Here is a 26,216-nt window from a genome sequence, read left to right as displayed (position 1 = left end):
ACTACCGGGGACTATTTATGTTGTGCACTGCATAGTGTCTCACCGCTTGCGCGGTCAGCCTATGGCTCCACCGATCCAGGTTCCCAGGACGTACGTCACACCCGCGGCCGCGCCGCCGAGCAGCAGCTGCCGCAGACCGCTGTACCACCAGGTCCGCGCGGTGACCCGGGAGACCACCGCGCCGCAGGCGAAGAGCCCGGCCAGCGCGAGCAGCACCGCGGGCCACAGGGAGGTGGCGCCGAGCAGGTACGGCAGTACGGGCAGCAGCGCGCCCAGCGCGAAGGAGCCGAAGGACGAGACCGCGGCGACCATCGGCGACGGCAGGTCCTCGGGGTCGATCCCGAGCTCCTCGCGGGCGTGGATCTCCAGGGCCTGGTCGGGGTCGCGGGACAGCTGCATGGCGACCTCGCGGGCGAGGGCCGGCTCGACGCCGCGCGATACGTACAGCTCGGCCAGCTCCTCCATCTCGTCGACGGGGTGCTTGCGCAACTGCTGACGCTCTATGTCGAGTTCGGCGAGGACCAGCTCGCGCTGCGAGGCGACGGAGGTGTACTCGCCGGCCGCCATCGAGAAGGCTCCGGCCGCGAGGCCCGCCAGCCCTGTGATCACGACGGTCTGCGGGGCGACGGCACCGCCGGCCACGCCGGTCATCAGCGCGAGGTTGGAAACGAGCCCGTCCATCGCACCGAACACGGCCGGCCGCAGCCATCCGCCGTTGACGTCACGGTGGGTGTGGTTGTCGCGGTGCGCGGTATGCAGCGGTGCTTCGATGTCGATGATGGACATGACGGATTCCTCCCCTTTTGTACGAGTGGGTACGCTGAACCACGCCATGCGCGACACGCAGGCACCCACTCCCCTGGAACACCTCGAAACTACGCACGATTTCTGCCGCCCGCCAGCAAGGAAGGCCGTACTTACCTGGGGTTTCGCGGGTCGGCGACCGGGTGACGGGGGCCTGGGCGGGGTGTTTCGCGGCAAGCGACAAACCACATGCCATGGCACAAATCCCCCAAGGGCTCATGATGAGCCCCATCCAAGTGGGAGAGGCGCGCCATGGAGCTGATGAAGCAGATTGCATGCAATCCGCAGGTCCTCCTCGAACGGGCCAGGGGCGCTCTTCTGGGCCTCGCGGCGGGTGACGCGCTCGGGGCCCCCGCCGAGAACATGAAGCCCTCCGAGATCCGGGCGAAATGGGGCCGCATCGAGGGCTTCGTGTCGGAGGACCCGGCGGGCACCGACGACACCGAGTACGCGATCTTCTCGGGGCTGTTGCTGGCCCGCCACGGTTCGGCGCTGACCGTCTCCCACGTCGAGCGGGCCTGGCACCACTGGATCGCCGACCTCGACGAGGGGCCGTTCCGCGGGGCGGGCTTCAGCGAGCGCGGCACCCTGGAGAACCTCCGCCGGGGGCTCGCGGCCCCCATCTCCGCGCAGCACCGCCACGCGTGGTCGGACGGCCTGGCGATGCGGGCGGCGCCCTTCGGGGTGTTCGCGGCAGGCCGCCCGGCGGAGGCCGCCCGGCTGGTCGCGATCGACGGCTCGGTCAGCCACGACGGCGAGGGCATCTACGGCGGCCAGGCGGTGGCGGCCGGCGTCGCCGCGGCGATGGCGGGCGGCTCGCCCGCCTCCGTCATCTCGGCGGCCCTCTCGGTCATCCCCTCCGACTCCTGGACGGCCCGGTCACTGCGCCGGGCCGTCGCGGCCGCCCCGCGCGGGGAGCGGGCGGTGCGCTCCGCGGTGGTGATCGGCGGCTACCCGTGGACGGACCTGGCCCCGGAGGCGGTGGGTCTGGCGTTCGGCGCCTTCGCGACGTGCGGCGGCGATTTCCCGTCGTCGGTCCTGACGGCGGTGAACATGGGCCGCGACGCGGACACGACGGCCGCGGTGGCGGGCGCCCTCGCCGGCGCCCTGTCGGGCGTCGCCGCCATCCCGGCCGCCTGGGCGGCGGCGATCGGCCCGGTCCGGGGCAGCTGCCTCCCCTCGATGCGGGGCTACCACGTCCTGGACATCGCGGACCTCCTCACCCCGGAATCCGAGACCCCCCGATGACGCCCCCCTCCCTCCCCCCGAACGCGCCGGCGGTCGACGCCGGGCCGGGCGCGGAGGTGCGTACCGCCCCCGCGGGGGCCGCGCAGGCCCGCAGCCTCGAGCCCTCTGCGGGGGCCGCGCTGGCCCGCGTGCCCCAGCCCCCCGCCGGGGTCCGGCGGATCGAGGGGTTGCTGCTCGGGCTCGCCGCAGGCGATGCCGCCGGCTGGCCCGCCGCCCGGCACCGGGCCAGCCGCATGCCCGAGTGGACCCGCCGCCTCACCCGCGAGCTCGACACCTTCGCCGAGCAGAACCAGACCACGACCCTCCCCGTGCCCATCGCCCTGAACCAGCCCCCGGAACCGCTGCGCCTCGGCCCCTCCGACGACGCCGAATGGGCCGCCTTCGCCGCCGAATCCGTGCTCACCGCGGCCGGCGTGCTGCTCAGCGACCTCAGCCGGTCCCGCCGGATGCGGGCCGCCATCGACCTCGCCTGGAACGCCCTGGCCAGCGAGATCGCCGCGGCGGCGGAGCGCGCCCCCGAGGTGGAGTCGGCCGTGCTCCCGCTGCGCGCCCGCATCTCCGTCCGCGCCGGCCTCGGCAACCTCGCCGCCGGCCTGCGCCCGCCCGCCACCGGCCACGACAACCCGCACTACTTCGACGACGCCGCCTGCATCCGCGCCTGCGTCCTCGCCGTCGTCCACCCCGGGGACCCGGCCGCGGCCGCGGACCTCGCCGAGTTCGACGCCCGCTACACCCAGGACGGCGACGGGGTCCACGGCGCCCGCGCCATGGCCGCCGCCCTCGCGGCCGCCCTCGCCGGCGCCGACACCGACACCGCCGTCGACGCCGCCCTCGGCCAGCTCCCCGAGGCCACCGAGATCGGCCGCAATGCCCGTCACGCCGTCAAGCTCGCCCGTACCCACACCGGCGGGGACGGCGCCTTCGCCATCGTCCCCACCCTCGAGCACGAGATCGTGGACCACGTCTACAGCTACGGCATCGCCGCCGCCGAGACCGTCCCCGTGGCCCTCGCCCTCGCCACCGCCGCCCGCGGCCGGGCCGCCGAGGCCGTCCCGGCCGCGGCCTGCCTCTCCCGCGTCGCGGACTCCGCCCCCGCCCTCGCCGGCGCGCTCACCGGCGCCCTCGGCGGCGGCGACTCGATCCCCACCGCCTGGCGCGAGGCCTGCCGCACCCTCTCCGGCTGCGCCCTCCCCCGCCTCGCCGGAACCGATCTGGTCGAACTCGCCGCGCTCCTCGCTCGTACGGAACTCACCTCACCCAAGGGATGATTCGGACATGACGCTCACTCTGGAAGACCGGGCGGCGGGCTGCCTCGTCGGAGCCGCCGTCGGCGACGCGCTCGGCGGTCCGGTGGAGGGCTGGTCCCCGGACCGGATCGTGGAACGGCACGGCGGCCGCGTGCACGGCATCGTCGGGCCGTGGCACGAGGACTGGCGCACCGCCCGCCCCATCGCGCCGTACCACAAGGGCGACGGCCACGTCACCGACGACACCCTCATGACGCATGCGCTGGTGCGGGTCTACGAGGCCGTCCGCGACCACCTCGACGCCTACGCGATCGCCGACCACCTGGTCCCGGACCTGATGACCAACCCGCGCTGGATCCCCGAACTCGAGGCCGAGGCCCTCCCGCTCCAGCGGATCTTCCTGGCCGAGAAGTGGATCGTGACCCGGCTGCACTACGCCCACGCGGACCCGCGCGAGGCGGGCGACGGCAACATCGTCAACTGCGGTGCGGCGATGTACATGGCGCCGGTCGGCATCGTCAACGCCGGCAATCCGGCGGGCGCCTACGCGGAGGCGCTGGACGTCGCCGGCGCGCACCAGTCCTCGTACGGGCGCGAGGCGGCGGGCGTCTTCGCGGCGGCGGTGGCGGCGGCGTGCGTGCCGGGGGCGACGGCGTCCTCCGTGGTGGACACGGCCCTGGCGCTGGCCAAGGACGGCACGCGGGCCGCCATCTCGGCGGTGTGCGAAGTCGCTGCGGGCCACCGGGACTTCGAGTCGGCCCTGGCCCCCCTCCGGGCGGCCGTGGCCCCGTACGACTCGGTGGGCCCGGACTACCGCTCCCCCTCGCTCGGCGCCCGCCGCCCGTCCCGCCTCCACTCGATCGAGGAGCTCCCGATCGCGCTCGGCATGCTGATCGTCGCCGGCGGTTCGTACGAGGGCTCGGTGCTCGGTGCCGTCAACTACGGCCGGGACTGCGACTCCATCGCCACGATGGCGGGGGCGATCGCCGGGGCCCTGGCCGGCGTCGCGGCGGTCCCGCCCGCCTGGGCCAAACAGGTCGCCGAGGCCAGCCGCCTCGACCTGCACGCCCCGGCGTCGGCGCTGGCCGCGGTGACCCGCGAGGTCTTCGCCCGGGACCACGCCCGCCGCCGCGCCCACGAGTCGGCCTTCTCCTCGATCGCCGCCCCGCAGTGACCGGCACCCCGCCCTGCGGTTCCCCCGCCCTCCCGGCCGCGTCCCCGCCCCCCGGCGGCGGTTCGGCTGCGGCGCTGCGGCTCAGCTGGCTGCAGCCCGAGGACCTGGTCGGGCACGAGCTGCGGCAGGCCGCCGAGGACGGGCGGGACGCGGAGCCCCTGCTCCGTGCCTGGCTCGCGGCCGGCGGCCACCCGGCGCCCGGCCGGGCCGGCGCCTCCCCCGCCCCGGCCCCGCCTGAGCTCCGTGCCCTGGCCTCCCGCCTCCTGACCGAACTCGCCGGCCTCCCCTCCCCGTCGGCCCGGGACGAGCCGACGGCCTGGCCGGCCATCGCCGCCACATGGACCGCGGCGCCGGCCGGCACCGGCCGCCGGGTCGACCCCGGGCTGCGGGAGCGGCTCGAGCGGGCCTGGGTGGGGCGGGCCGTGGGGTGCGTGCTCGGGAAGCCCGTGGAGAAGCTCCCGCTCGAGGGGATCCGGGCCCTGGCCCGGGCCGCCGGGAACTGGCCCCTGGACGACTGGTTCACCGAACACGGCGTCCCGGCGGAGCTGCTGGCCGCCCACCCCTGGAACCGGCGCTCCGCCGCCACCTCCCTCGCCGAGAACATCGACGGCGCCCCCGAGGACGACGACCTCAACTACCCGCTCCTGAACCTGATCCTGCTGCGCCGCTACGGCAAGGGGTTCACCACCGCCGACGTCGCCCGCCTCTGGCTCGACGAGCTCCCCGCGGGCCGGACCTTCACCGCCGAGCGCCTCGCGTACCGGAACCTGCTGCTCGGGCTCGGGCCCCCGGCCACCGCCACCCACCACAACCCCTTCCGCGAATGGATCGGCGCCCTCATCCGGGCCGACGTCCACGGCTGGACCAACCCCGGCGACCCGGCCGCCGCCGCGGCCCAGGCGTACCGGGACGCCGCTCTCACCCACACCGGCAACGGCGTCTACGCCGCCCTCTTCACGGCCGCCGCCATCGCCGAGGCCGCCGGCGGCCGGGCCGACGTCCACACCGCGCTCCGGGCCGGACTGGCCGTCGTACCGCCCCGCTCGCGGCTCGCCGAGGCCGTCCGGCACGCCGTCGGCACGGCCGCCCGGCACGCCGACGCCGGCTTCGACCGCGTCGTGGACCACCTGCACGCCCGGTACGGGCACTACCACTGGGTGCACGCCGTCCCCAACACCGCCCTGATCGCCGCCGCCCTCACCCACGCCGACGGGGACTTCACCCGCTCCGTCTGCCGTGCGGTGTCCGGCGGCTGGGACACCGACTCCAACGGGGCGACCGCCGGCTCCCTCGCCGCGCTCGTCGACCCGAACGGCATCCCGCACCGCTGGTCCGCCCCCCTCAAGAACCGCCTCGCCACCACCGTCCCCGGCTTCGACGGCATCGGCTTCGACACCCTCGCCCACCTCACCGCACAGGAGGCAGCCCGCCCATGACGGCCATCGCCGTGCTCGGCAGTACCAACATGGACCTCGTCGCCTACGTCCCCAAGGCCCCCCGCCTCGGGGAGACCGTCACCGGCCGCGAGTTCCGCACCGTTCCCGGCGGCAAGGGCGCCAACCAGGCGGTCGCCGCCGCCCGCTGCGGCGGGGAGGTGGTGATGATCGGCGCGGTCGGGGCCGACGAGTTCGGCGTACGGCTGCGCTCCGCGCTCGCCGCGGCCGGGGTCGAGACGGCGGCCCTGCGCACCGTCGAGGGCGCCAGCGGCACCGCCCACATCACCGTGGACGACGAGGGCGGGAACAGCATCATCGTCATCCCGGGCGCCAATGCCCACGTCACCGGCCTGGAGGCGGGTGACGACTCCCGTATCGGCGCGGCCGGCTCGCTCCTGCTCCAGCTCGAACTCCCGCTCCCCGCCGTCCTCGCCGGCGCGCTCGCCGCCCGCGCCCACGGCGTCCGTACGGTCCTCACCCCGGCCCCTGCCCAGCCGCTGCCCGCGGAACTGCTCGCCGCCACCGACCTGCTGGTCCCCAACGAGCACGAGGCCGCCGCCCTGACCGGCCTCACCGACCCGTACCAGGCCGCCGAGGCCCTGCTCCACGAGGTCCCGGAGGTCGTCATCACCCTCGGCGCGGCAGGGTCCCTGTACGCCGCCCGCGGGCGCGAGCCGCTGACCGTGCCCGCGCCCCGGGTCCGGGCGGTGGACACCACCGCCGCCGGGGACACCTTCGTCGGAGCGCTCGCCGTGGCCCTCGGGGAGCAGCGGCCCATGCCGGAGGCGCTGCGCTGGGCGTCGGCGGCGGCCGCGCTCTCGGTCCAGCGCCCGGGAGCCCAGGACTCGATGCCGACCCGCGCCGAGACGGACGCCTTCGCCGCGACGGCGGCCGGTCCCGGGGCCGGCACCGGCCGCGTCTGCGGAGCCACCTCGTGACCCCCGACGGGCAGCCCGGATCCGGAGCCGAGGGCGGATCCACGACCGGGCCGCTGGCCGGGATGCGGGTGCTGGACCTCGCCACGCTCTTCGCCGGGCCGCTCGCCGCCACCCTGCTCGGGGACTTCGGCGCCGACGTGGTCAAGGTCGAGCACCCGCAGCGCCCCGACCCCTCGCGCGGCCACGGCCCCGCCAAGGACGGCGTCGGCCTGTGGTGGAAGCTCCTCGGCCGGAACAAGCGGACGATGACCCTCGACCTGTCCACGCCCGGCGGGCGCGACACCCTGCTGCGGCTGGCCGCCACCGCCGACGTGGTCATCGAGAACTTCCGTCCCGGAACGCTCGAGAAATGGGGCCTGGGCTGGCCCGAGCTGTCCGCCGCCAACCCCCGGCTGGTCCTGACCCGCGTCACGGCCTTCGGCCAGCAGGGCCCGTACGCCCACCGCCCCGGCTTCGGCACCCTCGCCGAGGCGATGAGCGGCTTCGCCGCGATCACCGGGGAGCCGGACGGCCCGCCGACCCTGCCGCCCTTCGGCCTCGCCGATTCGATCGCCGCGCTGACCACCGCGTACGCGGTGATGACCGCGCTCGCCGGCCGGGACCGCAGCGGCCACGGGCAGGTGGTGGACCTGGCCATCATCGAGCCGATCCTCACCGTGCTCGGCCCGCACCCGCTCTGGTACGACCAGCTCGGCTACGTCCAGCCGCGCACCGGCAACCGTTCCACCAACAACGCCCCCCGGAACACGTACCGCAGTGCGGACGGGCGCTGGCTGGCGGTCTCCACCTCGGCCCAGTCCATCGCGGAGCGCGTCATGCGGCTCGTCGGCCGGCCCGAGCTGATCGCCGAGCCCTGGTTCGCGACCGGCTCCGGCCGGGCGGCCCACGCGCCCGTCCTCGACGAGGCCGTCGGGGGCTGGATCGGGCGCCACAAGGCCGACGACGTGGTCGCCGCCTTCGAGGAGGCCCAGGCCGCCGTCGCCCCGGTCTACGACGTACGGGACGTCATGGCCGATCCGCAGTTCGCGGCCCTGGACACCGTCACCGAGGTCAAGGACCCGGAACTCGGCCCGCTCCGGATGCAGAACGTCCTGTTCCGGCTGTCCGAGACCCCCGGCGGGATCCGCTGGGCGGGCCGCCCGCACGGCGCGGACACCGACGCCGTACTCACCGAACTCGGCCTGTCCGAGGCCGAGATCAGCGCACTCCGGATGGAGGGGGCCCTGTGATCCTGACCTGGCTCTACGTACCCGGCGACCGCCCGGAGGTGGTCGCCAAGGCCCTGCACTCCGGGGCCGACGCCGTCATCGTCGACCTCGAGGACGCGGTGTCGGCCTCCCGCAAGGAGTACGCCCGCGCCGCCACCGCGGAACGGCTGGCCGAGCGGCCCCCGGTCCCGGTCTTCGTCCGCGTCAACGCCCTGGACTCCCCCTGGGCCGGCGCCGACCTCACCGCCCTGACCGGGCTGCACGGCCTCACAGGGCTGCGACTGCCGAAGATCTCGGCCCCGGAGCAGATCGCCGCGGTCGCCGACCGCACCGGCGGGGTGGCCCTGCACGCCATGCTGGAGTCGGCGCTGGGCGTGGAGCGCGCCTACGAGATCGCCCGCGCGCACCCCGCCCTGCGCGGGCTCTCCCTCGGAGAGGCCGACCTCCGCGCCGATCTGGGCATCAGCGCGGAGGCGGGCCTGGACTGGCCGCGCTCCCGGGTGGTGGTCGCGGCCCGGGCGGCGGGGCTGGCCCCGCCCGCGCAGTCGGTTTTCCCCGACATCCGGGACCTGGAGGCGCTGGCCGTCTCCAGTGCGCGCGGGCGGGCGCTGGGCTTCCTGGGCCGGGCGGCGATCCACCCGCGCCAGCTGCCGGTGATCGAGCGGGCGTACCTGCCCGCCCCGGAGGAGGTCACGGCCGCCCAGGAGATCGTCGCGGCGGCACGGCGCACCCCGGGCGCGGTGGCCCTGCCGGACGGCCGCTTCGTCGACCCGGCGGTCCTGGCGGGTGCGGAACGGGTCGTCGCGCTCGCCCGCCGGGAATGACGGCCGCGCACCCGGCCCGCCGGACGGCCGGGTCGACGCCGGTGGAAGCAGAAACGGGAGGGGCGCCGCGCGGTGGCGCGGCGCCCCTCCCGTGTGATCGGGATGACCCGGTCAGAGCTTCTTGGCGGCCTTCGGAGCCTCGGCGTCGGGCTTCGGCTCGGAGTCCTCGGCCCCGGCGGTGGCCGCGGCGTCCGCGCCGGTGTCCTCCGCCTTGACCTCGGCCTTGTCCGCGTCCTTGACCTCGTCGGCCTTGACCTCGTCCTTGGTCGCCGGGTCGGATGCCGCGGGTCCGCGGTCCGGCTCCACGACCTCCTCGCGGCCCGGCCGCAGCTTCGCCGACAGCACGAGGTAGACCACGGCCAGGACGAAGACCACGATCGAGGTCCACACGTTCAGCCGGAGACCCAGGATGTGGTGGGCCTCGTCGACGCGCATGTACTCGATCCAGCCGCGGCCCACGCAGTACGCGGCGACGTACAGGGCGAACGCCCGGCCGTGGCCCAGCTTGAAGCGGCGGTCGGCCCAGATCACGAGCGCGGCGACACCGAGGCACCACAGCGACTCGTAGAGGAACGTCGGGTGGTAGGTACCGGCGACCCGGTTGGGGCCGTCGCTGATCTCGACCGCCCAGGGCAGGTCGGTGGCCCGCCCGTACAGCTCCTGGTTGAACCAGTTGCCCCAGCGGCCGCAGGCCTGGGCCAGCGCGATACCGGGTGCCAGGGCGTCGGCCCAGGCCGGCAGCGGGATGCCGCGCAGGCGGCAGCCGATCCACGCGCCCACCGCGCCCAGCGCGATGGCGCCCCAGATGCCGAGGCCGCCCTCCCAGATCTTGAAGGCGTCGACCCAGTTGCGGCCCTCGCCGAAGTACAGCTGGTAGTCGGTGATCACGTGGTACAGGCGACCGCCGATCAGGCCGAACGGCACAGCCCACACCGCGATGTCCGCGACCGTGCCCGGCTTTCCGCCGCGCGCGATCCACCGCTTGTTGCCGAGCCAGACGGCGACGAAGACGCCGATGATGATGCAGAACGCGTAGCCGCGCAGCGGGATCGGTCCGAGATGGATCACGCCGGTCGACGGGCTGGGGATATAGGCAAGGTTCATGGCAGTGCCGACGCTACCCTGCCGGGCGGTACGGACCGCAACCCGCCCGGCAACCTGGCGCCAAATCGAGACGGGACTCAGGGGGTGTCCGAGGTCCCCTTCGGGGCCGCGGCCGAACCGGCCCGCGACCCCGTCGAGGACGACCCGGACGAGCCCGAGGAAGCGGACGAAGACTTCACCGAGCCCGACGAAGAGCCCGCCGAAGAGGCCGACGGCGACGCGGACGCCGAGCCCTTCGCGCCCTTCCCGGAGGGGCTGGGCGAGGCGGACGGCGAGGAGCTCGCGCCCCCGGTGCCCTTCGCGGTGCCCTCCACCTGCTCCTTGAGCTTCTGCGGGGTGAGCGGGTTGGCCTGGTCGGCGAAGATGTCCTTGCCGTTCAGCAGCACGGTCGGGGTGCCCTTGAACTTCCCGGCGCGGAAGGCCTCGAAGGACTTGTTCACCCAGCTGTTGTGCGTCCCGTCCTCGACGCACTTGCGGAACTCCGGGGTGTCCAGCCCGTCCACCTTGGCGGCCAGCTCCAGCAGCTTGGCGTTCTTCCCGTAGGCGTCGTCGACCTCCTGCGGCTGGTTCGCGAACAGGACGTCGTGGTACGCCGCGAACTTCCCGGCGTCCTGCGCGCAGGCGGCCGCGTTCGCGCCCTTCAGCGAGCCGCTGCCGCCCATGTTCCCGTCGATCAGGGTGACGATGTGGTAGTCGACCTTGAGCAGCCCCTTGGCCTCCAGCTCGTGGATCGTGTCCCGGTAGTTGGTCTCGAAGGACTTGCACGCCGGGCAGCGGAAGTCCTCCCACACCGTCAGCGTGGACTTGGCCTCGGGCTTGCCCGTCTGGATGGCGAGCGCGTCCTTGCCCGTCGCCCCGGAGGGGGCGGTCACCGGGCCTCCGTCGGCGGACTTGTCCCCGTTGCCGGTGTTGGCCGCGATCAGGCCGACGACGGCCGCCAGGCCGAGGACGCCCACCACGGCCGACGCCACGATGATGGTCCGCCGCCGCTTTTCCCTCTTCTTCTCGCGCTCACGCTCCAGCTGGAGCCGCTCGCGGGCCGATCGTTTCGCTTCGCGGTTCGCACCGTCGTTCTTCTCGCTCACGTTCGGCCAAACGAAGCGGGGAGGCACTCGCGTGCCTCCCCGCCCCTACTTCCACCCGATCGGGCTACAGAACCCGATCAAGGGTTCGCGCCGTGAATCGAACGCTTGGGTCAGCTCCTGCGTACGCCCTCGGCGAGCTCGCCCGCCAGCGCCCGTACGGCGGCCAGCCCGGCCGGCAGGTCCGGCGCATCCAGCAGCAGCTTCACGAACGCCGAGCCGACGATCACCCCGTCGGCGAAGCCCGCGACCTCCTTGGCCTGCACGGCGTTGGAGACGCCGAGGCCGACGCAGACGGGGAGCTCGGTAGTGGCGCGGGTACGGCGGACCAGCTCCTGGGCCTCGTGGCCGACCGACTCGCGGGTGCCGGTGACGCCCATCAGCGAGGCGGCGTAGACGAAGCCGGAACCGGCGGCCGTGATGGTCGCCAGGCGCTCGTCCTTGCTGCTCGGAGCGACGACGAAGACGGTCGCCAGACCGTGCTTGTCGGCGTGCTCACGCCACAGCGCGGACTCCTGGACCGGCAGGTCGGGCAGGATGCAGCCCGCGCCGCCCGCCGCGGCCAGCTCGGTGGCGAACCGCTCGACGCCGTAGCGGTCGATCGGGTTCCAGTACGTCATCACCAGCACCGGGGCCCCGGTCGCCGCGTGGGCCTCGCGCACGGTGCGCAGCACGTCGGCGATCTTGACGCCGCCGCGCAGGGCGATGTCGTCGGCGGTCTGGATGATCGCGCCGTCCAGGACCGGGTCGCTGTGCGGGAGGCCGACCTCGACCACGTCCGCGCCGCCCGCGATGACTGCCTTGACGGCCTCGATGCCGCCGTCGACGGTCGGGAAGCCGGCGGGGAGGTAGGCGACGAGGGCCGCGCGGTCCTCGGACCTGGCCTTGGCGAGGGTGTCGCTCAGCAGCTGGATGCGCCCGGTCTTCTCGCTGGCCCTGCTCACTTGTTCTCCCCCTCGGTGTTCCCGGTGTTCTCCGTGCCGTCGTACAGCCCGAAGTAGCGGGCCGCCGTGTCCATGTCCTTGTCGCCGCGGCCGGACAGGTTGACCACGATCAGCCCGTCCTTGCCCAGCTCCTTGCCCAGGTCGAGGGCGCCCGCGAGGGCGTGTGCCGACTCGATCGCCGGGATGATGCCCTCGGTGCGGGAGAGCAGGCGCAGGGCCTGCATCGCGGCGTCGTCGGTGACTGCGCGGTACTCGCCGCGCCCCGAGTCCTTGAGGAAGGAGTGCTCCGGGCCGATGCCCGGGTAGTCCAGACCGGCCGAGATCGAGTACGGCTCGGTGATCTGGCCCTCCTCGTCCTGGAGGACGTAACTGCGGGAACCGTGCAGGATGCCCGGCTCGCCGGCGGTCAGCGTGGCCGCGTGCTCTCCGGTCTCGACGCCGTGCCCGGCGGGCTCGAAGCCGACCAGGCGGACGCCGGCGTCCGGGATGAAGGCGTGGAAGAGGCCGATGGCGTTGGAGCCGCCGCCGACGCAGGCCGCGACGGCGTCGGGCAGCCGGCCGGCGCGCTCCAGGATCTGGCGGCGGGCCTCGACGCCGATGACCCGGTGGAAGTCGCGGACCATGGCCGGGAAGGGGTGGGGGCCTGCGACCGTGCCGAAGAGGTAGTGGGTGCGGTCCACATTGGCGACCCAGTCGCGGAACGCCTCGTTGATGGCGTCCTTGAGGGTCCGGGAGCCGGACTTCACCGCGATGACCTCGGCGCCCAGCATCCGCATCCGGGCCACGTTCAGGGCCTGGCGCTGGGTGTCGATCTCGCCCATGTAGACGGTGCACTCGAGGCCGAAGAGCGCGCAGGCGGTGGCGGTGGCCACGCCGTGCTGGCCGGCTCCGGTCTCTGCGATGACGCGGGTCTTGCCCATGCGCTTGGTGAGCAGCGCCTGGCCCAGCACGTTGTTGATCTTGTGCGAGCCGGTGTGGTTGAGGTCCTCGCGCTTGAGGAAGATCCGGGCGCCGCCGGCGTGCTCGGCGAACCGCGGCACCTCGGTGAGGGCGCTGGGCCGGCCGGTGTAGTTGACCATCAGGTCGTTGAGCTCGGCCGCGAAGGCCGGGTCGTCCTTGGCCTTCTCGTACTCGACGGCGACCTCGTCCACGGCGGCGACGAGCGCCTCCGGGATGAACTTGCCGCCGAAGTCGCCGAAGTAGCCCTCGGCGTTGGGGACGTGACCCTCCGGGTCCGGAATGAAGAACGAGCTGCTGGACATGCCCAGTACTCCTACGGGTGCGATGGGATGGTTGCACCGTATTGCGCTGCAGGCCCGCCGCACGCGCACCCCGCTGCGGGGGTGGGGATGCGTACGGACGCAGCGGCCCGCGCCCTGAGCCGGCGGCTCGGGGCGACAGGCCGTAAGCGAGCACCGCGCGGGGCGGTACGCCGGGCGGCGTCGGGTGACGACCTCAGGCGTACCGGACCGGGACGGCCCTCGTTACAGCGCGCCTGTGGAGCGCCATCGCATGCCGTTGACCTGACCGGGCTCGGAGCCGATCACGTACCTGACCCGCCGCCCGTGCACCCGCCGGGCCGGGGCACGGCAGCCGCGGGGGCGGCAGCCGCGCGCCAGCGGCGCGTGCGCCGTCGGCACGCCGGCCGGGGCGTGGCCCGGTCGGGTGCGGACGGAGGGGCGGTCACAGGCCATGGGACGGGTCAGCTCCGTCCGTGGCGCAGGGCGGGGTGGGCGCCGGCGGCGACGAGGTCGGCCACGGCCGACTTCGGGTCGCGTCCGGTGACCAGGGACTCCCCGACGAGGACGGCGTCGGCGCCCTCGTTGGCGTAGGCGATCAGGTCGTGCGGCCCGCGGATGCCGGACTCGGCAACCTTGACGATGTGGGCCGGGATCTCGCCGACGACGCGCTCGAACGTGGAGCGGTCGACCTTGAGGTCCTTGAGGTTGCGGGCATTGACGCCGATGATCTTGGCGCCGGCTGCAACCGCGCGCTCGACCTCGTCCTCGTCGTGGACCTCGACGAGCGGGGTGAGCCCGATGGACTCGGCCCGCTCGATGAGGGAGACGAGGGCCTCCTGCTCCAGGGCCGCGACGATCAGCAGCGCGAGGTCGGCGCCGTAGGCGCGGGCCTCCCACAGCTGGTACGCCGTGACGATGAAGTCCTTGCGCAGGATCGGGATGTCCACGCGGGCGCGGACGGCCTCCAGGTCGGCCAGCGAGCCGCCGAAACGGCGCTGCTCGGTGAGGACGGAGATGACCGCCGCACCGCCCGCCTCGTAATCGGCGGCGAGTCCGGCGGGATCCGCGATGGCGGCCAGCGCGCCCTTGGAGGGGCTGGAGCGCTTGACCTCGCAGATCACCTTGACGCCGTCGCCACGCAGGGCCGCGACGCCGTCCTTGGCCTGGGGCGCCTTGGCGGCACGCTCCTTGAGCTCGTCGAGGCTCACGCGGGCCTGCCGTTCGGCAAGGTCTTCGCGGACCCCTTCGATGATCTCGTCGAGCACACTCACGCGAGCGGCCCCCTTCCGGGTCGATGACGGTCGGCCGCCTTGCAGACACGTACAACTGCAAGGTCAGCAATCAAATGGTATCCGCAGGAAGCCTTGCGCTCCGCACGCGGTTGACGGCGTCCCAATCACTGGACATTCGGAATCCGGGATTCATATAGGTTCCGGGCAGGCCGGATAAGGCCTCAGGGGGCCAGGGCGGATCCGAACGGCAGGTTTCGGACCACCACGAAAACCAGCGCCAGCACCCCGATGACCCACCAGTACGGCCGCCGCAGGGCGAAGCGCGGGGCCGGGCCGCCGCGGTAGGCGCGAACCAGCCACAGGATCATGAATCCGGCGAAAGCGAAGTAGCCGATGACGGCCAGGGCATTTGCCCCGAAAGCCGTGACCAGATCGCCGTGGGCGAACGCGTGCGCACTGCGCAGCCCGCCGCATCCGGGGCACAGAATTCCGGTCAGCCGAAAGAGCGGGCAGACCGGATAGTGGCCGGGTTCATTGGGATCCACGGCCCCCACGTACGCAAAGGCCAGCGCCGCCGAGGCCAGCGTGAGCAGCGGCACGGCCAGCCGCCGCGCGCGGCTCTGCGGAGGCGCGGGCGGTGCGGGCGGCACGTGCACCGGCCCGTGGCCGGGCCCGGGCACGGGCGGCGCGGGCGCGGGCCCAGGCACCGCGAAGGGGCTGCGTGAGGCGTCGTCCACCCGCTGATTCTCTCCGCTCATGACAAAAGGCGCAGCCCGACGGGGCCGCGCCTTTCGAAGGTGTACCGGTACCCGGACCTCTGCGGTGCTCAGACCTTGGCGGCGGCCTTGTTGGCGGCGATGACCACGGCCAGGTCCTCGTGGGCGGCCTTCGGCGCGCCCATGCCCGCGGCCTTCATCGCCAGGCCCACGACACCGCCGAGCGCGACGACGACGAGACCGGCCCAGAACCCGAGCGGGTTCGCGATCACCATGAACGCGCCGGAGATGCAGAAACCGATGAAGGCGATGGTGACACCGGTCCAGGCGGCCGGGGTGTGTCCGTGGTTAGTGCCCGCCATGAGTTGCTCCTCGTTTGCTCTGTCGCTGTGCTGTTCAGAAATCGCGGTCTGTGTCGAATGCTCGGTGCCCATTGTCCCGCACCGGGCGCGGTGCACGGTCAGCGGGTCGGGTCCTCGCCGCGGTCCAGGGCCTTCCACAGGTCCTCGGGCCGGTCGGGGTCCACCGAGGCCGCCCTGCGGGTCCGGGGGCTGCCGTCCCGCTCGTAGCGGCCGCCCATCGCCGGCCAGCTGCGGCCGAAGCGCAGGGCCAGCAGTCCGGCGACCAGGATCAGGGCCGCACCGGCGGCCGTGATGTACGGCCAGGCCGTGTGCGTCAGCGCCCCCACCTGCGCCGCGGTGTCCGCGGCGGTACGGGCGGCCTGCGCGTCCAGCGCCTGCCGGTCGTCGGCGGCCAGCACCGCGGAGACCGCCGCGCCCAGGCCGCTCAGCGCGAGCAGCCCGGAGACCAGCAGCCGGCTCCTGCCGCGTACGGCGAACACGGCCACGAGGGCCGCGAGGCCCACGATGGCCAGGGCCGCCGGGAGCCCGGTCACGGCCCGCCCGTCCGCGGTCAGCGGCAGCGAGCCGCCCCCCACGGCGGCGGTGCCCCGGGCCCAGACGCGTCCGGAGGCGAGCAGGACGACGGTGGCACCGAGCGCGCCGAGCAGCAGGGCGACGGCCACGCTGCGGCGGCCGCCGCGACCGTCGCCGCCGCCCGCGGTGTCCGCGGCGGCGGAGGGGGCGTCGGTGTCGTTTCGGGGTGGGGGTACGGCACTCACGTACCCCACTATCCCCTACGCCGTCACGAGCCGTTCAGCCGGTTCGCCGCTCCCACCGCGCGCAGGACGGCGGCCGCCTTGTTGCGGCACTCCTTGTCCTCCAGCTCCGGCACCGAGTCCGCGACGACTCCCGCACCGGCCTGGACATACGCCGTGCCGTCGCGCAGCAGCGCGGTGCGGATGGCGATGGCCGTGTCGGAGTCCCCGGCGAAGTCGAGGTAGCCGACGCAGCCGCCGTACAGGCCTCGGCGGGAGGGTTCGAGCTCCTCGATGATCTGCATGGCGCGCGGCTTGGGCGCGCCCGAGAGAGTGCCGGCCGGGAAGCAGGCGGTGAGCACGTCGAAGGCGGTCCTGCCCTCGGCGACGCGGCCGGTGACGGTGGAGACGATGTGCATGACGTGCGAGTACCGCTCGATCGACATGAAGTCGACGACCTCGACCGATCCCGGCTCGCAGACCCGGCCCAGGTCGTTGCGGCCCAGGTCGACGAGCATCAGGTGCTCCGCGCGCTCCTTGGGGTCGGCCAGCAGCTCATCGGCGAGCTCGTGGTCCTCCTGCGGGGTGGCCCCGCGGTGGCGGGTGCCGGCGATCGGGTGGACCATGGCCCGCCCGTCCTCGACCTTGACCAGGGCCTCGGGGCTGGACCCTACGACGTCGAAGCCGTTCTCGAAGCGGAACAGGTACATGTACGGGGACGGGTTGGTGGCCCGCAGCACCCGGTAGACGTCCAGCGCGGAGGCCTTGCAGGGGGTCTCGAACCGCTGCGAGGGCACGACCTGGAAGGCCTCGCCGGCCCGGATCCGCTCCTTGATGTCCTCAACGGCGTCCTGGTACTTCTCGCCGCCCCACAGCGCCGAGAACTCCGGGAGCTCGGAGGCGGGCAGCGGCGTGGGGGTGTACGGGGCGGGCCGCGCGAGGTCGGCCTCCATCGCGTCGAGCCGGGCCACCGCGTCCGCGTACGCCTCGTCCACGCCGGTGTCGAGGTCGTTGTGGTTGATGGCGTTGGCGATGAGCTGGACGGTGCCGTCCCAGTGGTCCATGACCGCCAGGTCGGAGGTGAGCAGCATGGTCAGCTCGGGCAGCTGCAGGTCGTCGGCGGTGTGCTCGCCGATGCGCTCCAGGCGGCGCACGATGTCGTACCCGAGGTAGCCGACCATGCCGCCGGTGAACGGCGGCATCCCGCCCGCGAGGTCGCGGGGCGTGTGCAGGGTCTGGACGGTGGCGCGCAGGGCCTCGAGCGGGTCGCCGTCGGTGGGGACGCCGACGGGCGGGGTGCCGATCCAGTGCGCCCGGCCGTCGCGGACGGTCAGCGTGGCGTCGCTGCGTACGCCGACGAAGGAGTAGCGCGACCAGGAGCGGCCGTTCTCGGCGGACTCCAGGAGGAAGGTGCCCGGGCGTTCGGCGGCCAGCTTGCGGTAGAGCCCGACGGGGGTGTCGCCGTCGGCCAGCAGCTTGCGGCTCACGGGGATGACGCGGCGGTCCGCCGCGAGCTTGCGGAACGTCTCAAGATCCATGGCTTGGGACCCTACCTACCTATTCGGCCAGCGGAAGGACATCGGCGTCGAAGCACGTACGGGCGCCCGTGTGGCAGGCGGCGCCGACCTGATCGACCTTGACGAGGAGGGTGTCGGCGTCGCAGTCGAGGGCGACGGACTTCACGTGCTGGAAGTGGCCGGATGTGTCCCCCTTCACCCAGTACTCCTGGCGGCTGCGGGACCAGTACGTGCAGCGGCCGGTGGTCAGGGTGCGGTGCAAGGCCTCGTCGTCCATCCAGCCGAGCATGAGCACCTCACCGGTGTCGTACTGCTGGGCGATGGCGGGAACCAGGCCGTCGGCGGAGCGCTTGAGCCGGGCGGCGATGGCGGGATCGAGGGAGGACGTACTCATGGGGGACATTGTGCCGCGCCCGGGCGGCGGTGACGGATCACCGTCCGCCTGATGAGCGGGCACGGGCCGGGTTCCGGCCGTAGGGTGGCCCCCATGTCTACCCATGCGAAGCGTGAACGCCTGCTGCTGGCGGACCTGTTGGAGGCGGCCGGGCCGGAGGCGCCGACGCTGTGCGACGGCTGGCGGGCCCGGGAGCTGGCGGCGCACGTGGTGGTCCGGGAGCGTCGCCCGGACGCGGCGGGCGGCCTGCTGCTGAACGTCCTGAAGGACCGGCTGGACAGGGCGATGGCCGAGTACACGGCCAAGCCGTACGAGGAACTGATCCAGCTGATCCGGACCGGCCCGCCGAAGATGTCCCTGTACGCGCTGAAGCAGATCGACGAGGCGGCGAACGCGGTGGAGTTCTACGTCCACGCGGAGGACGTACGCCGGGCCCAGCCGGACTGGTCGCCGCGCCAGCTGGACCCGGTGTTCTCGGACGCCCTGTGGTCCCGCCTGGAGAAGCTGGCCCGCCTCACGGGCCGCCGCTCCCCGGTGGGCCTGGTGCTGCGCCGACCGAACGGCCAGACGGCGGTCGCCCACAAGGGCACCCCGGTGGTGACCGTCACCGGCGAACCGGGCGAGCTGACCCTCTTCTGCTTCGGCCGCCAGGACGCCGCCGCGGTGGAACTGGACGGCCCGAAGGAAGCCGTCGCCAAGCTGACGACGGCGAAGCTGGGCATCTGATTCTCCACGGCGTGCCCGGGGCAGCGCCCCGGGCACCGTCGTCGCCGCCCGGCCAAGGCGTCAGCGGACCGGGTGGCCCGCCTCCCTCAAGGTGGCCTTGACCTCGGAGATCCGCAGGTCGCCGAAGTGGAACACCGAGGCTGCGAGCACCGCATCGGCGCCCGCGTCGATCGCCGGGGCGAAGTGCTCCAGCCTGCCGGCACCGCCCGAGGCGATCACCGGCACCGTGACGTGCTTGCGCACGGCCGCGATCATCTCGGTGTCGTACCCGTCCTTCGTCCCGTCCGCGTCCATCGAGTTCAGCAGGATCTCCCCGGCGCCCAGTTCGGCTGCCCGGTGCGCCCACTCGACGGCGTCGATGCCGGTGCCCCGGCGGCCGCCGTGCGTGGTGACCTCGAAGGATCCGGTCGGCGTGCGGCGGGCGTCGACGGACAGCACGAGGACCTGCCGTCCGAAGCGCTCCGCGATCTCCTGGATCAGCTCGGGCCGCGCGATGGCGGCGGTGTTCACGCCCACCTTGTCCGCACCGGCCCGCAGCAGCCTGTCCACGTCCTCCGCGGTGCGGACGCCGCCGCCCACGGTCAGCGGGATGAAGACCTGCTCGGCGGTCCGCCGCACCACGTCGTACGTGGTCTCGCGGTTCCCGGACGACGCGGTGATGTCGAGGAAGGTCAGCTCGTCGGCGCCCTCGGCGTCATACAGCTTGGCCATCTCCACCGGGTCACCCGCGTCGCGCAGGTTCTGGAAGTTGACACCCTTGACGACGCGGCCGTTGTCCACGTCCAGGCAGGGGATCACTCGTACGGCGAGCGACATCAGGACTCCCCTCGGAGGGTTTCGGACCGGAAGGCTTCGACCTCGACTTCGACGACCAGGCTGGGGTCGATGAAGCCGGAGACGATGATCATGGAGGCGGCGGGACGGACGGAGTCGAAGAGCTCCTTGTGGGCGCGGCCCACCTCGTCCACATCCCGCGCGTGGGTGATGTACATCCGGGTCCGGACCACGTGCTCCGCACCCAGGCCGGCCTGCTTCAGCGCGTCGATCGCGACGCGGAAGGAGTTGACGGTCTGATCGTACGGGCCGCCGGCCACGATCTTGCCGTCGACGACGGAGGTGCAGCCGGAGACGAGCACGAGCCCGTTCGGCAGCTCCACGGCGCGGGAGTAGCCCACGGCCTCCTCCCACGGGCCGCCCGACGAGATGCGGCGGACCTCACCAGCGCTGCTCATGAGCCGGACACCACCCGGAGGGCCTCTTCCAGGGTGAACGCCTTGGCGTACAGGGCCTTGCCCACGATCGCGCCCTCGACGCCCAGCGGCACCAGCTCGGACAGCGCCCGCAGGTCGTCGAGCGAGGAGATCCCGCCGGACGCCACGACCGGCCGGTCGGTGGCGGCGCAGACGTTCTTCAGCAGCTCCAGGTTGGGGCCGGTCAGCGTGCCGTCCTTGCCGATGTCGGTGACGACGTACCGGGCGCAGCCCTCGGAGTCCAGGCGCGCGAGGGTCTCGTAGAGGTCCCCGCCCTCGCTGGTCCAGCCGCGGCCCTTGAGCGTGGTGCCGCGTACGTCGAGGCCGATGGCGATCTTGTCGCCGTGCTCGGCGATGGCCTTGGCGGCCCACTCGGGGGTCTCCAGGGCGGCGGTGCCGAGGTTGACGCGGGTACAGCCGGTGGCGAGGGCCGCGGCGAGCGAGGCGTCGTCGCGGATGCCGCCGGACAGCTCGACCTTGATGTCCATGGCGCCGGTGATCTCGGCGACCAGGGCGCGGTTGTCGCCGGTGCCGAAGGCGGCGTCCAGGTCGACGAGGTGCAGCCACTCGGCGCCGGAGGCCTGCCAGGCGAGGGCCGCATCGAGCGGGGAGCCGTAGGAGGTCTCGCTGCCGGACACCCCGTGCACGAGGCGGACGGCCTGCCCGTCGCGGACGTCGACCGCGGGGAGGAGTTCCAGCTTGTTGACGGGCATCAGAGGGTCTCGATCCAGTTGGTGAGGAGCTGGGCTCCGGCGTCGCCGGACTTCTCGGGGTGGAACTGGGTGGCCCACAGGGCCCCGTTCTCCACCGCCGCGACGAACGGCTCGCCGTGGGTGGCCCAGGTGACCTTGGGGGCGCGGATCACCGGGTTGGTGACCTCCAGGCTCCAGTCGCGCACCGCGTACGAGTGCACGAAGTAGAAGCGGGCGTCGTCGTCCAGGCCCTTGAAGGCCTGGCTGTCGGCCGGGGCGTCCACGGTGTTCCAGCCCATGTGGGGCACGATCGGGGCGCGCAGCGGCTCGACGGTGCCGGGCCACTCGTCGAGGCCCTCCGTCTCCACGCCGTGCTCGATGCCGCGTTCGAAGAGGATCTGCATGCCGACGCAGATGCCCATGACCGGGCGGCCGCCGGAGAGCCGGCGGCCGATGATCCAGTCGCCGCGGGCGTCCTTGAGGCCCTGCATGCAGGCGGAGAAGGCGCCGACACCGGGGACGAGGAGTCCGTCGGCGTCCATCGCCTTGTCGTAGTCGCGGGTGATCTCGACGTCCGCGCCGACGCGCGCGAGGGCGCGCTCGGCGGAACGGACGTTCCCGAAGCCGTAGTCGAAGACCACGACCGTCTTGGTTGGTCTGGCGGGACTAGCGGCGCTCATCCCAACCTCCTTGCGTGAAAACTCCCGGTTTCAGCCGGGTGGGGAAGGCATCTGCGGCTCGGGACCGCGCCCAGGCGCGGTGCCACTGCGTGATGCCGTGACCTGTACTTGTGTTCGGATCGTGACCGCCTCTAGCGTCCGGGGCGTGGCAACCTCTCCTCCGGTGAAGCGGGCGTTCAAATACCGCTTCCACCCGACCGATGCGCAGGCAGCCGAGCTGTCGCGGACGTTCGGGTGTGTACGGAAGGTCTACAACCTGGCCCTGGCCGCCCGCGCGGACGCGTGGACCCGCCAGGAACGTGTGGACTACGGACAGACGTCGGCCATGCTCACGGCGTGGAAGCGTACCGAGGAGCTGGCGTATCTGGCTGAGGTGTCCTCGGTGCCGTTGCAGCAGGCACTCCGGCATCTGCAGAGTGCGTTCGTCGGCTTCTGGGCGAAGCGATCGCGATGCCCCCGCTTCAAGTCGAAGCGGAAGTCCCGGGCGTCGGCCGAGTACACGCGCAGTGCCTTCCGCTACGCCGACGGCCGACTGACGCTCGCGAAGATGGCAGAGCCCTTGGACATCGTGTGGTCCCGCAACCTGCCCGCGGGTGCGCAGCCGTCCACGGTCACGGTCTCGTGTGACCGTGCCGGGCGCTGGTTCGTGTCGCTCCTGTGCGAGGACACCCCGGCTCCCATGCCGGCCACGACGAACGCTGTGGGTATCGATGCCGGTCTTACGGCTCTGGTCGCCCTTTCCACGGGCGAGAAGGTCACCAACCCGCGGCACGAGCACCGAAGCCGGGAACGACTGGCCCGCGCGCAGCGGGCGCTGTCGCGGAAGGAGAAGGGCAGCAAGAACCAGGCCAAGGCCCGCACCCGAGTGGCCCGTATCCACGCCCGGATCACCGACCGGCGCCGGGACCATCTGCATCAGCTGACGACTCGACTCGTGCGTGAAAACCAAACGCTCGTGATCGAGGATCTCGCCGTCCGCAACATGCTGAAGAACCACGCGCTGGCCCGCGCCATCACCGATGCGGCATGGCGTGAGCTGCGCAGCATGCTGGAGTACAAGACTGCCTGGCACGGACGCGAGCTGATCACCGTCGACAGGTGGTTCCCCAGCACACACCTGTGCTCGGTCTGCGGGACCATCGCCGACAAGATGCCCCTGACCGTCCGTGAATGGACGTGCGAGAGCTGCGGGACGACCCACGACCGGGACGGGAACGCGGCGATGAATCTTCTGGCCGCCGGGCTGGCGGTTGCTGCCTGTGGAGCGGGTGTAAGACCTCAACGGGAGTCCTCCTCTCGGTCGGGGCGGTCCGTGGTGAAGCAGGAAACTCCACCCGCAAGGGTGGAAACTCCCTCCGCTGCGGAGGGAAGGAAGTCAATCCCAAATCCCCTGGATCCGCAGGACTCCGGCGGCGAGGCACATCGCGGAGCCGATGGCGAGCAGGATGATGACCGACTTGGGCATCTGCTGCTTCTGGAAGGAGTAGACGCCTCCGGCCAGGAAGAGGCCGAAGACGATCAGGATGGTGTTGAGGCCGTTCACGGCTAGAGGGCGCCCTTCGTGGAGGGCAGGATTCCGGCGGCGCGCGGGTCGAACTCGGCCGCGTAGCGCAGGGCGCGCGCGAGGGCCTTGAACTGGCATTCCACGATGTGGTGGGCGTTGCGGCCGTACGGGACGTGGATGTGCAGGGCGATCTGGGCCTGCGCGACGAACGACTCGAAGATGTGCCGGGTCATCGTCGTGTCGTACTCGCCGATCATCGGCGCCATGTTCTCGGGCTCGGTGTGCACGAGGTACGGGCGGCCGGACAGGTCGACGGTCACCTGGGCGAGGGACTCGTCGAGCGGCACGGTGCAGTTGCCGAAGCGGTAGATGCCGACCTTGTCGCCGAGGGCCTGCTTGAAGGCGGCGCCGAGCGCGAGGGCGGTGTCCTCGATGGTGTGGTGGCTGTCGATGTGCAGGTCGCCGTCCGTCTTGACCGTGAGGTCGAAGAGGCCGTGGCGGCCGAGCTGGTCGAGCATGTGGTCGTAGAAGCCCACGCCCGTCGAGACGTCGACCTTGCCGGTGCCGTCGAGGTTTATCTCGACGAGGACCGAGGTCTCCTTCGTGGTCCGTTCGACCCGTCCGATGCGGCTCATGCGTGCTGCTCCTTCTTCAGTGCGCGAACCGCTTCCAGGAACGCGTCGTTCTCGGCCGGGGTGCCGGCGGTGACCCGCAGCCAGCCCGGTACGCCGTTGTCACGGACCAGGACACCCTGGTCGAGGATCTTCTGCCAGGCGGTGTGCGAGTCCTCGAACTTCCCGAACTGGACGAAGTTCGCGTCGGACTCGGTGACCTCGTAGCCGATGGCCCGCAGTTCGACGACCAGCCGGTCCCGCTCGGCCTTGAGCTGCTCGACGTAGCCGAGCAGGGTGTCGGTGTGTTCCAGGGCGGCCAGCGCGGTGGCCTGGGTGACGGCCGACAGGTGGTACGGCAGGCGTACCAGCTGGACGGCGTCGACCACGGCCGGGTGCGCGGCCAGGTAGCCCAGGCGCAGACCGGCGGCGCCGAAGGCCTTGGACATGGTCCGGGAGACCACCAGGCACGGGCGGCCCTCGATCAGCGGGAGGAGGGAGTCCCGGTGGCTGAACTCGACGTAGGCCTCGTCCACGATGACCAGGGAGGCCGAACCCCGATCGGCACGCGCCGCCTGCGCGGCCTCGTAGAGGGCGAGGACGGTCTCCGCCTCGACCGCGGTGCCCGTCGGGTTGTTGGGCGAGGCGATGAAGACGACGTCGGGGGCGTTCTCGGCGATCGCCTGTTCCGCCGCCGCCACGTCGATGGTGAAGTCCTCCCGGCGCGGGCCGGAGATCCAGCCGGTACCGGTGCCGCGAGAGATCAGCGCGTGCATCGAGTACGAGGGCTCGAAGCCGATCGCGGTGCGGCCGGGCCCGCCGAAGGTCTGGAGCAGCTGCTGGATGACCTCGTTGGAGCCGTTGGCGGCCCATACGTTTTCCCGCGCAACCGGGTGCTTGCCCGTACGGGTGAGGTAGGCGGCCAGCTCGGTCCGCAGCTCGACCGCGTCCCGGTCGGGGTAGCGGTTGAGGGTGCGGGCTGCGTCGGCGACGCGCTCGGCGATGCGCCGTACGAGCGGTTCGGGCAGCTCGTACGGGTTCTCGTTGGTGTTCAGCTGGACGGGCACGTCGAGCTGCGGGGCTCCGTACGGGGTCTTGCCGCGCAGCTCGTCCCGGATGGGGAGGTCGTCGATTCCGAAGCTCACTGGGTGGGCACCTTCCAACCGAAGCGGGCCTTGAGGGCTGCGCCGTGCGCGGGCAGGTCCTCGGCCTCGGCCAGCGTCACCACGTGGTGGGTGACCTCGGCGAGGGCGTCCCGCGTGTAGTCGACGATGTGGATGCCGCGCAGGAAGGACTGCACGGACAGGCCGGAGGAGTGGCAGGCGCAGCCGCCGGTGGGCAGCACGTGGTTCGATCCGGCGCAGTAGTCGCCGAGCGAGACGGGGGCCCACGGGCCGACGAAGATCGCACCGGCGTTGCGGACGCGGGCGGCCCAGGCCGCGGCGTCGGCGGTCTGGATCTCCAGGTGCTCGGCGCCGTACGCGTCGACGACCTTGAGGCCGTCCTCCAGGCTGTCGACCAGCACGATCGCGGACTGCTTGCCCGCGAGCGCCGGCTTGATCCGGTCCTCGACGTGCTTGGTGGCCGCGACCTGCGGCTCCAGCTCCCGCTCGACGGCGGCCGCGAGCTCCTCGGAGTCCGTGACGAGCACGGCGGCGGCCAGCGGGTCGTGCTCGGCCTGGCTGATCAGGTCGGCGGCGACGTGCACCGGGTCGGCCGTGGAGTCCGCGAGGACCGCGATCTCGGTCGGGCCGGCCTCGGTGTCGATGCCGATCCGGCCGGTGAAGTAGCGCTTGGCGGCGGCGACCCAGATGTTGCCGGGGCCGGTCACCATGTTGACCGGGAGGCAGTCCTCGGTGCCGTACGCGAACATCGCGACGGCCACCGCGCCGCCGGCCGCGTATACCTCGTCCACGCCGAGCAGTGCGCACGCGGCGAGGATCGTCGGGTGCGGCAGCCCGCCGAACTCCTTCTGCGGCGGGGACGCGAGCGCGATCGACTGGACGCCCGCCTCCTGCGCCGGTACGACGTTCATGACGACGGACGAGGGGTACACGGAGCGGCCGCCGGGCGCGTACAGGCCCACGCGCTCGACCGGAACCCACTTCTCGGTCACGGTGCCGCCGGGGACCACCTGGGTGGTGTGCTCGGTGCGGCGCTGCTCACGGTGCACGATCCGGGCGCGCCGGATGGACTCCTCGAGGGCGGCGCGGACGGCCGGGTCTAGCTCGTCGAGCGCGGTCTTGAGCGCCTCGGCGTCCACCCTGACCTGCGAGAGCTGAACGCCGTCGAACTTCTGCGCGTACTCGATCAGCGCCGCCGTGCCACGATGATGGACGTCCTCGCAGATGGGCCGCACCTTCTCCAGGGCAGCTTCTACGTCGAACTCGGCACGGGGCAGCAGATCGCGCAGGGCGCCGCCCTCGGGGAGGGCGTCACCGCGCAGGTCGATACGAGAGATCACCTCCCAATTCTCTCAGACCGCCTCCCGCCACCGTCCGCCTGTATCACTGGCTGATACACGCCCCGGATGTCACTGCCGCCCACT

General features: G+C 72.8%; 26 protein-coding genes and 2 pseudogenes. 9 read left to right on the top strand and 19 right to left on the bottom strand.

Translation table 11 applies throughout. The annotated features are described in order from the left end of the window. Positions 1-54: 54 nt before the first annotated feature. Positions 55-786 carry a VIT1/CCC1 transporter family protein gene (locus ACZ5WG_RS26635; protein ID WP_468726416.1) on the bottom strand — a complete coding sequence of 244 codons (732 nt, stop codon included), beginning with the start codon at positions 784-786 and terminating at the stop codon, positions 55-57. A gap of 279 nt (positions 787-1,065) precedes the next feature. Here ACZ5WG_RS26635 and ACZ5WG_RS26630 point away from each other — a divergent pair, with 279 nt between their 5' ends. The 7 genes from ACZ5WG_RS26630 to ACZ5WG_RS26600 all read left to right on the top strand — a co-directional run bounded on the left by ACZ5WG_RS26630 (position 1,066) and on the right by ACZ5WG_RS26600 (position 8,879). Beyond that, positions 1,066-2,052: an ADP-ribosylglycohydrolase family protein gene (locus ACZ5WG_RS26630; protein ID WP_468726415.1), complete on the top strand. Its 987-nt coding sequence runs from the start codon at positions 1,066-1,068 to the stop codon at positions 2,050-2,052. Beyond that, entirely contained in the window at positions 2,049-3,320 is a 1,272-nt protein-coding gene (locus tag ACZ5WG_RS26625; RefSeq protein ID WP_468726414.1) for an ADP-ribosylglycohydrolase family protein, read from the top strand. Before ACZ5WG_RS26630 ends, ACZ5WG_RS26625 begins: the two co-directional genes overlap by 4 nt. Positions 3,321-3,327: 7 nt before the next feature. Beyond that, the gene (locus tag ACZ5WG_RS26620) at positions 3,328-4,473 is read left to right on the top strand and encodes an ADP-ribosylglycohydrolase family protein (protein ID WP_468726413.1); all 1,146 of its coding nucleotides are present in this window, start codon (positions 3,328-3,330) and stop codon (positions 4,471-4,473) included. Positions 4,474-4,562: 89 nt separating this feature from the next. After that, positions 4,563-5,909, top strand: a complete 1,347-nt coding sequence (locus tag ACZ5WG_RS26615; protein WP_468726662.1) for an ADP-ribosylglycohydrolase family protein — start codon at positions 4,563-4,565, stop codon at positions 5,907-5,909. Continuing rightward, positions 5,906-6,847: a ribokinase gene (gene rbsK / locus ACZ5WG_RS26610; protein WP_468726412.1), complete on the top strand. Its 942-nt coding sequence runs from the start codon at positions 5,906-5,908 to the stop codon at positions 6,845-6,847. Before ACZ5WG_RS26615 ends, rbsK begins: the two co-directional genes overlap by 4 nt. Positions 6,848-6,909: 62 nt before the next feature. Next, the gene (locus ACZ5WG_RS26605; RefSeq protein WP_468726661.1) at positions 6,910-8,076 is read left to right on the top strand and encodes a CaiB/BaiF CoA transferase family protein; all 1,167 of its coding nucleotides are present in this window, start codon (positions 6,910-6,912) and stop codon (positions 8,074-8,076) included. After that, positions 8,073-8,879: an HpcH/HpaI aldolase/citrate lyase family protein gene (locus ACZ5WG_RS26600; protein WP_468726411.1), complete on the top strand. Its 807-nt coding sequence runs from the start codon at positions 8,073-8,075 to the stop codon at positions 8,877-8,879. The genes ACZ5WG_RS26605 and ACZ5WG_RS26600 overlap by 4 nt, the downstream gene beginning before the upstream one ends. A 111-nt stretch (positions 8,880-8,990) precedes the next feature. Here ACZ5WG_RS26600 and lgt read toward each other — a convergent pair whose 3' ends face one another. The 11 genes and pseudogenes from lgt to hisI form a co-directional block, all read right to left on the bottom strand. Beyond that, positions 8,991-9,983 (bottom strand): prolipoprotein diacylglyceryl transferase, encoded by a 993-nt coding sequence (gene lgt / locus ACZ5WG_RS26595; protein ID WP_468726410.1) that lies wholly within the window; start codon positions 9,981-9,983, stop codon positions 8,991-8,993. A gap of 293 nt (positions 9,984-10,276) precedes the next feature. Then, positions 10,277-11,068: pseudogene (locus ACZ5WG_RS26590) on the bottom strand (DsbA family protein); the annotation flags it as partial. A 110-nt stretch (positions 11,069-11,178) separates the two neighbouring features. Next, the gene (trpA, locus tag ACZ5WG_RS26585) at positions 11,179-12,009 is read right to left on the bottom strand and encodes a tryptophan synthase subunit alpha (RefSeq protein ID WP_468726409.1); all 831 of its coding nucleotides are present in this window, start codon (positions 12,007-12,009) and stop codon (positions 11,179-11,181) included. Continuing rightward, the gene (gene trpB / locus ACZ5WG_RS26580) at positions 12,006-13,271 is read right to left on the bottom strand and encodes a tryptophan synthase subunit beta (protein ID WP_468726408.1); all 1,266 of its coding nucleotides are present in this window, start codon (positions 13,269-13,271) and stop codon (positions 12,006-12,008) included. The genes trpA and trpB overlap by 4 nt, the downstream gene beginning before the upstream one ends. Positions 13,272-13,493: 222 nt before the next feature. Further along, positions 13,494-13,703 carry a tryptophan biosynthesis modulator TrpM gene (gene trpM / locus ACZ5WG_RS26575; protein WP_468726406.1) on the bottom strand — a complete coding sequence of 70 codons (210 nt, stop codon included), beginning with the start codon at positions 13,701-13,703 and terminating at the stop codon, positions 13,494-13,496. 8 nt (positions 13,704-13,711) lie between these two features. Next, a complete protein-coding gene (trpC, locus tag ACZ5WG_RS26570; RefSeq protein WP_030291988.1) occupies positions 13,712-14,521 on the bottom strand; it encodes an indole-3-glycerol phosphate synthase TrpC in 810 nt (269 codons plus the stop codon). 182 nt (positions 14,522-14,703) lie between these two features. Further along, a complete protein-coding gene (locus ACZ5WG_RS26565) occupies positions 14,704-15,240 on the bottom strand; it encodes a DUF2752 domain-containing protein (protein WP_468726404.1) in 537 nt (178 codons plus the stop codon). Between the two features lie 68 nt (positions 15,241-15,308). Next, positions 15,309-15,560 carry an HGxxPAAW family protein gene (locus ACZ5WG_RS26560; RefSeq protein ID WP_266630167.1) on the bottom strand — a complete coding sequence of 84 codons (252 nt, stop codon included), beginning with the start codon at positions 15,558-15,560 and terminating at the stop codon, positions 15,309-15,311. 98 nt (positions 15,561-15,658) lie between these two features. Then, a complete protein-coding gene (locus ACZ5WG_RS26555) occupies positions 15,659-16,327 on the bottom strand; it encodes a TIGR02234 family membrane protein (protein ID WP_468726402.1) in 669 nt (222 codons plus the stop codon). Positions 16,328-16,341: 14 nt separating this feature from the next. Beyond that, a complete protein-coding gene (locus ACZ5WG_RS26550) occupies positions 16,342-17,832 on the bottom strand; it encodes an anthranilate synthase component I (RefSeq protein ID WP_468726401.1) in 1,491 nt (496 codons plus the stop codon). 19 nt (positions 17,833-17,851) lie between these two features. Continuing rightward, a complete protein-coding gene (hisI, locus tag ACZ5WG_RS26545; protein WP_030155922.1) occupies positions 17,852-18,214 on the bottom strand; it encodes a phosphoribosyl-AMP cyclohydrolase in 363 nt (120 codons plus the stop codon). Positions 18,215-18,298: 84 nt separating this feature from the next. On the opposite strand from hisI, the gene ACZ5WG_RS26540 reads away from it, so the two are divergent. Then, positions 18,299-18,931 (top strand): TIGR03085 family metal-binding protein, encoded by a 633-nt coding sequence (locus ACZ5WG_RS26540; protein WP_468726400.1) that lies wholly within the window; start codon positions 18,299-18,301, stop codon positions 18,929-18,931. Positions 18,932-18,991: 60 nt separating this feature from the next. Here ACZ5WG_RS26540 and hisF read toward each other — a convergent pair whose 3' ends face one another. From hisF to hisH, 4 genes are read right to left on the bottom strand one after another with little or no spacing between them, the layout of a single operon-like run. Beyond that, positions 18,992-19,747: an imidazole glycerol phosphate synthase subunit HisF gene (hisF, locus tag ACZ5WG_RS26535; protein ID WP_468726399.1), complete on the bottom strand. Its 756-nt coding sequence runs from the start codon at positions 19,745-19,747 to the stop codon at positions 18,992-18,994. Further along, positions 19,747-20,163: a RidA family protein gene (locus ACZ5WG_RS26530; protein ID WP_468726398.1), complete on the bottom strand. Its 417-nt coding sequence runs from the start codon at positions 20,161-20,163 to the stop codon at positions 19,747-19,749. The genes hisF and ACZ5WG_RS26530 overlap by 1 nt, the downstream gene beginning before the upstream one ends. Continuing rightward, on the bottom strand, positions 20,160-20,894 hold the full coding sequence (priA, locus tag ACZ5WG_RS26525; RefSeq protein ID WP_383508273.1) for a bifunctional 1-(5-phosphoribosyl)-5-((5-phosphoribosylamino)methylideneamino)imidazole-4-carboxamide isomerase/phosphoribosylanthranilate isomerase PriA: 735 nt from the start codon (positions 20,892-20,894) through the stop codon (positions 20,160-20,162). Before priA ends, ACZ5WG_RS26530 begins: the two co-directional genes overlap by 4 nt. Then, positions 20,894-21,553 (bottom strand): imidazole glycerol phosphate synthase subunit HisH, encoded by a 660-nt coding sequence (gene hisH, locus ACZ5WG_RS26520; protein ID WP_468726396.1) that lies wholly within the window; start codon positions 21,551-21,553, stop codon positions 20,894-20,896. Before hisH ends, priA begins: the two co-directional genes overlap by 1 nt. Before the next feature lie 163 nt (positions 21,554-21,716). Here hisH and ACZ5WG_RS26515 point away from each other — a divergent pair. Next, positions 21,717-22,886: pseudogene (locus ACZ5WG_RS26515) on the top strand (RNA-guided endonuclease InsQ/TnpB family protein); the annotation flags it as partial. Positions 22,887-23,098: 212 nt separating this feature from the next. Here ACZ5WG_RS26515 and hisB read toward each other — a convergent pair. Genes hisB through hisD form a run of 3 tightly spaced genes read right to left on the bottom strand, consistent with a single transcriptional unit; the run spans position 23,099 to position 26,132 of the window. Beyond that, the gene (gene hisB / locus ACZ5WG_RS26510; RefSeq protein WP_030155936.1) at positions 23,099-23,692 is read right to left on the bottom strand and encodes an imidazoleglycerol-phosphate dehydratase HisB; all 594 of its coding nucleotides are present in this window, start codon (positions 23,690-23,692) and stop codon (positions 23,099-23,101) included. After that, the gene (locus ACZ5WG_RS26505; protein ID WP_468726395.1) at positions 23,689-24,813 is read right to left on the bottom strand and encodes a histidinol-phosphate transaminase; all 1,125 of its coding nucleotides are present in this window, start codon (positions 24,811-24,813) and stop codon (positions 23,689-23,691) included. The genes hisB and ACZ5WG_RS26505 overlap by 4 nt, the downstream gene beginning before the upstream one ends. Beyond that, on the bottom strand, positions 24,810-26,132 hold the full coding sequence (hisD, locus tag ACZ5WG_RS26500; protein ID WP_468726394.1) for a histidinol dehydrogenase: 1,323 nt from the start codon (positions 26,130-26,132) through the stop codon (positions 24,810-24,812). The genes ACZ5WG_RS26505 and hisD overlap by 4 nt, the downstream gene beginning before the upstream one ends. Positions 26,133-26,216: the final 84 nt, after the last annotated feature.

The organism is Streptomyces sp. NPDC032745 (assembly GCF_055579465.1).
This window is presented reverse-complemented; position numbering and strand designations above follow the sequence as displayed.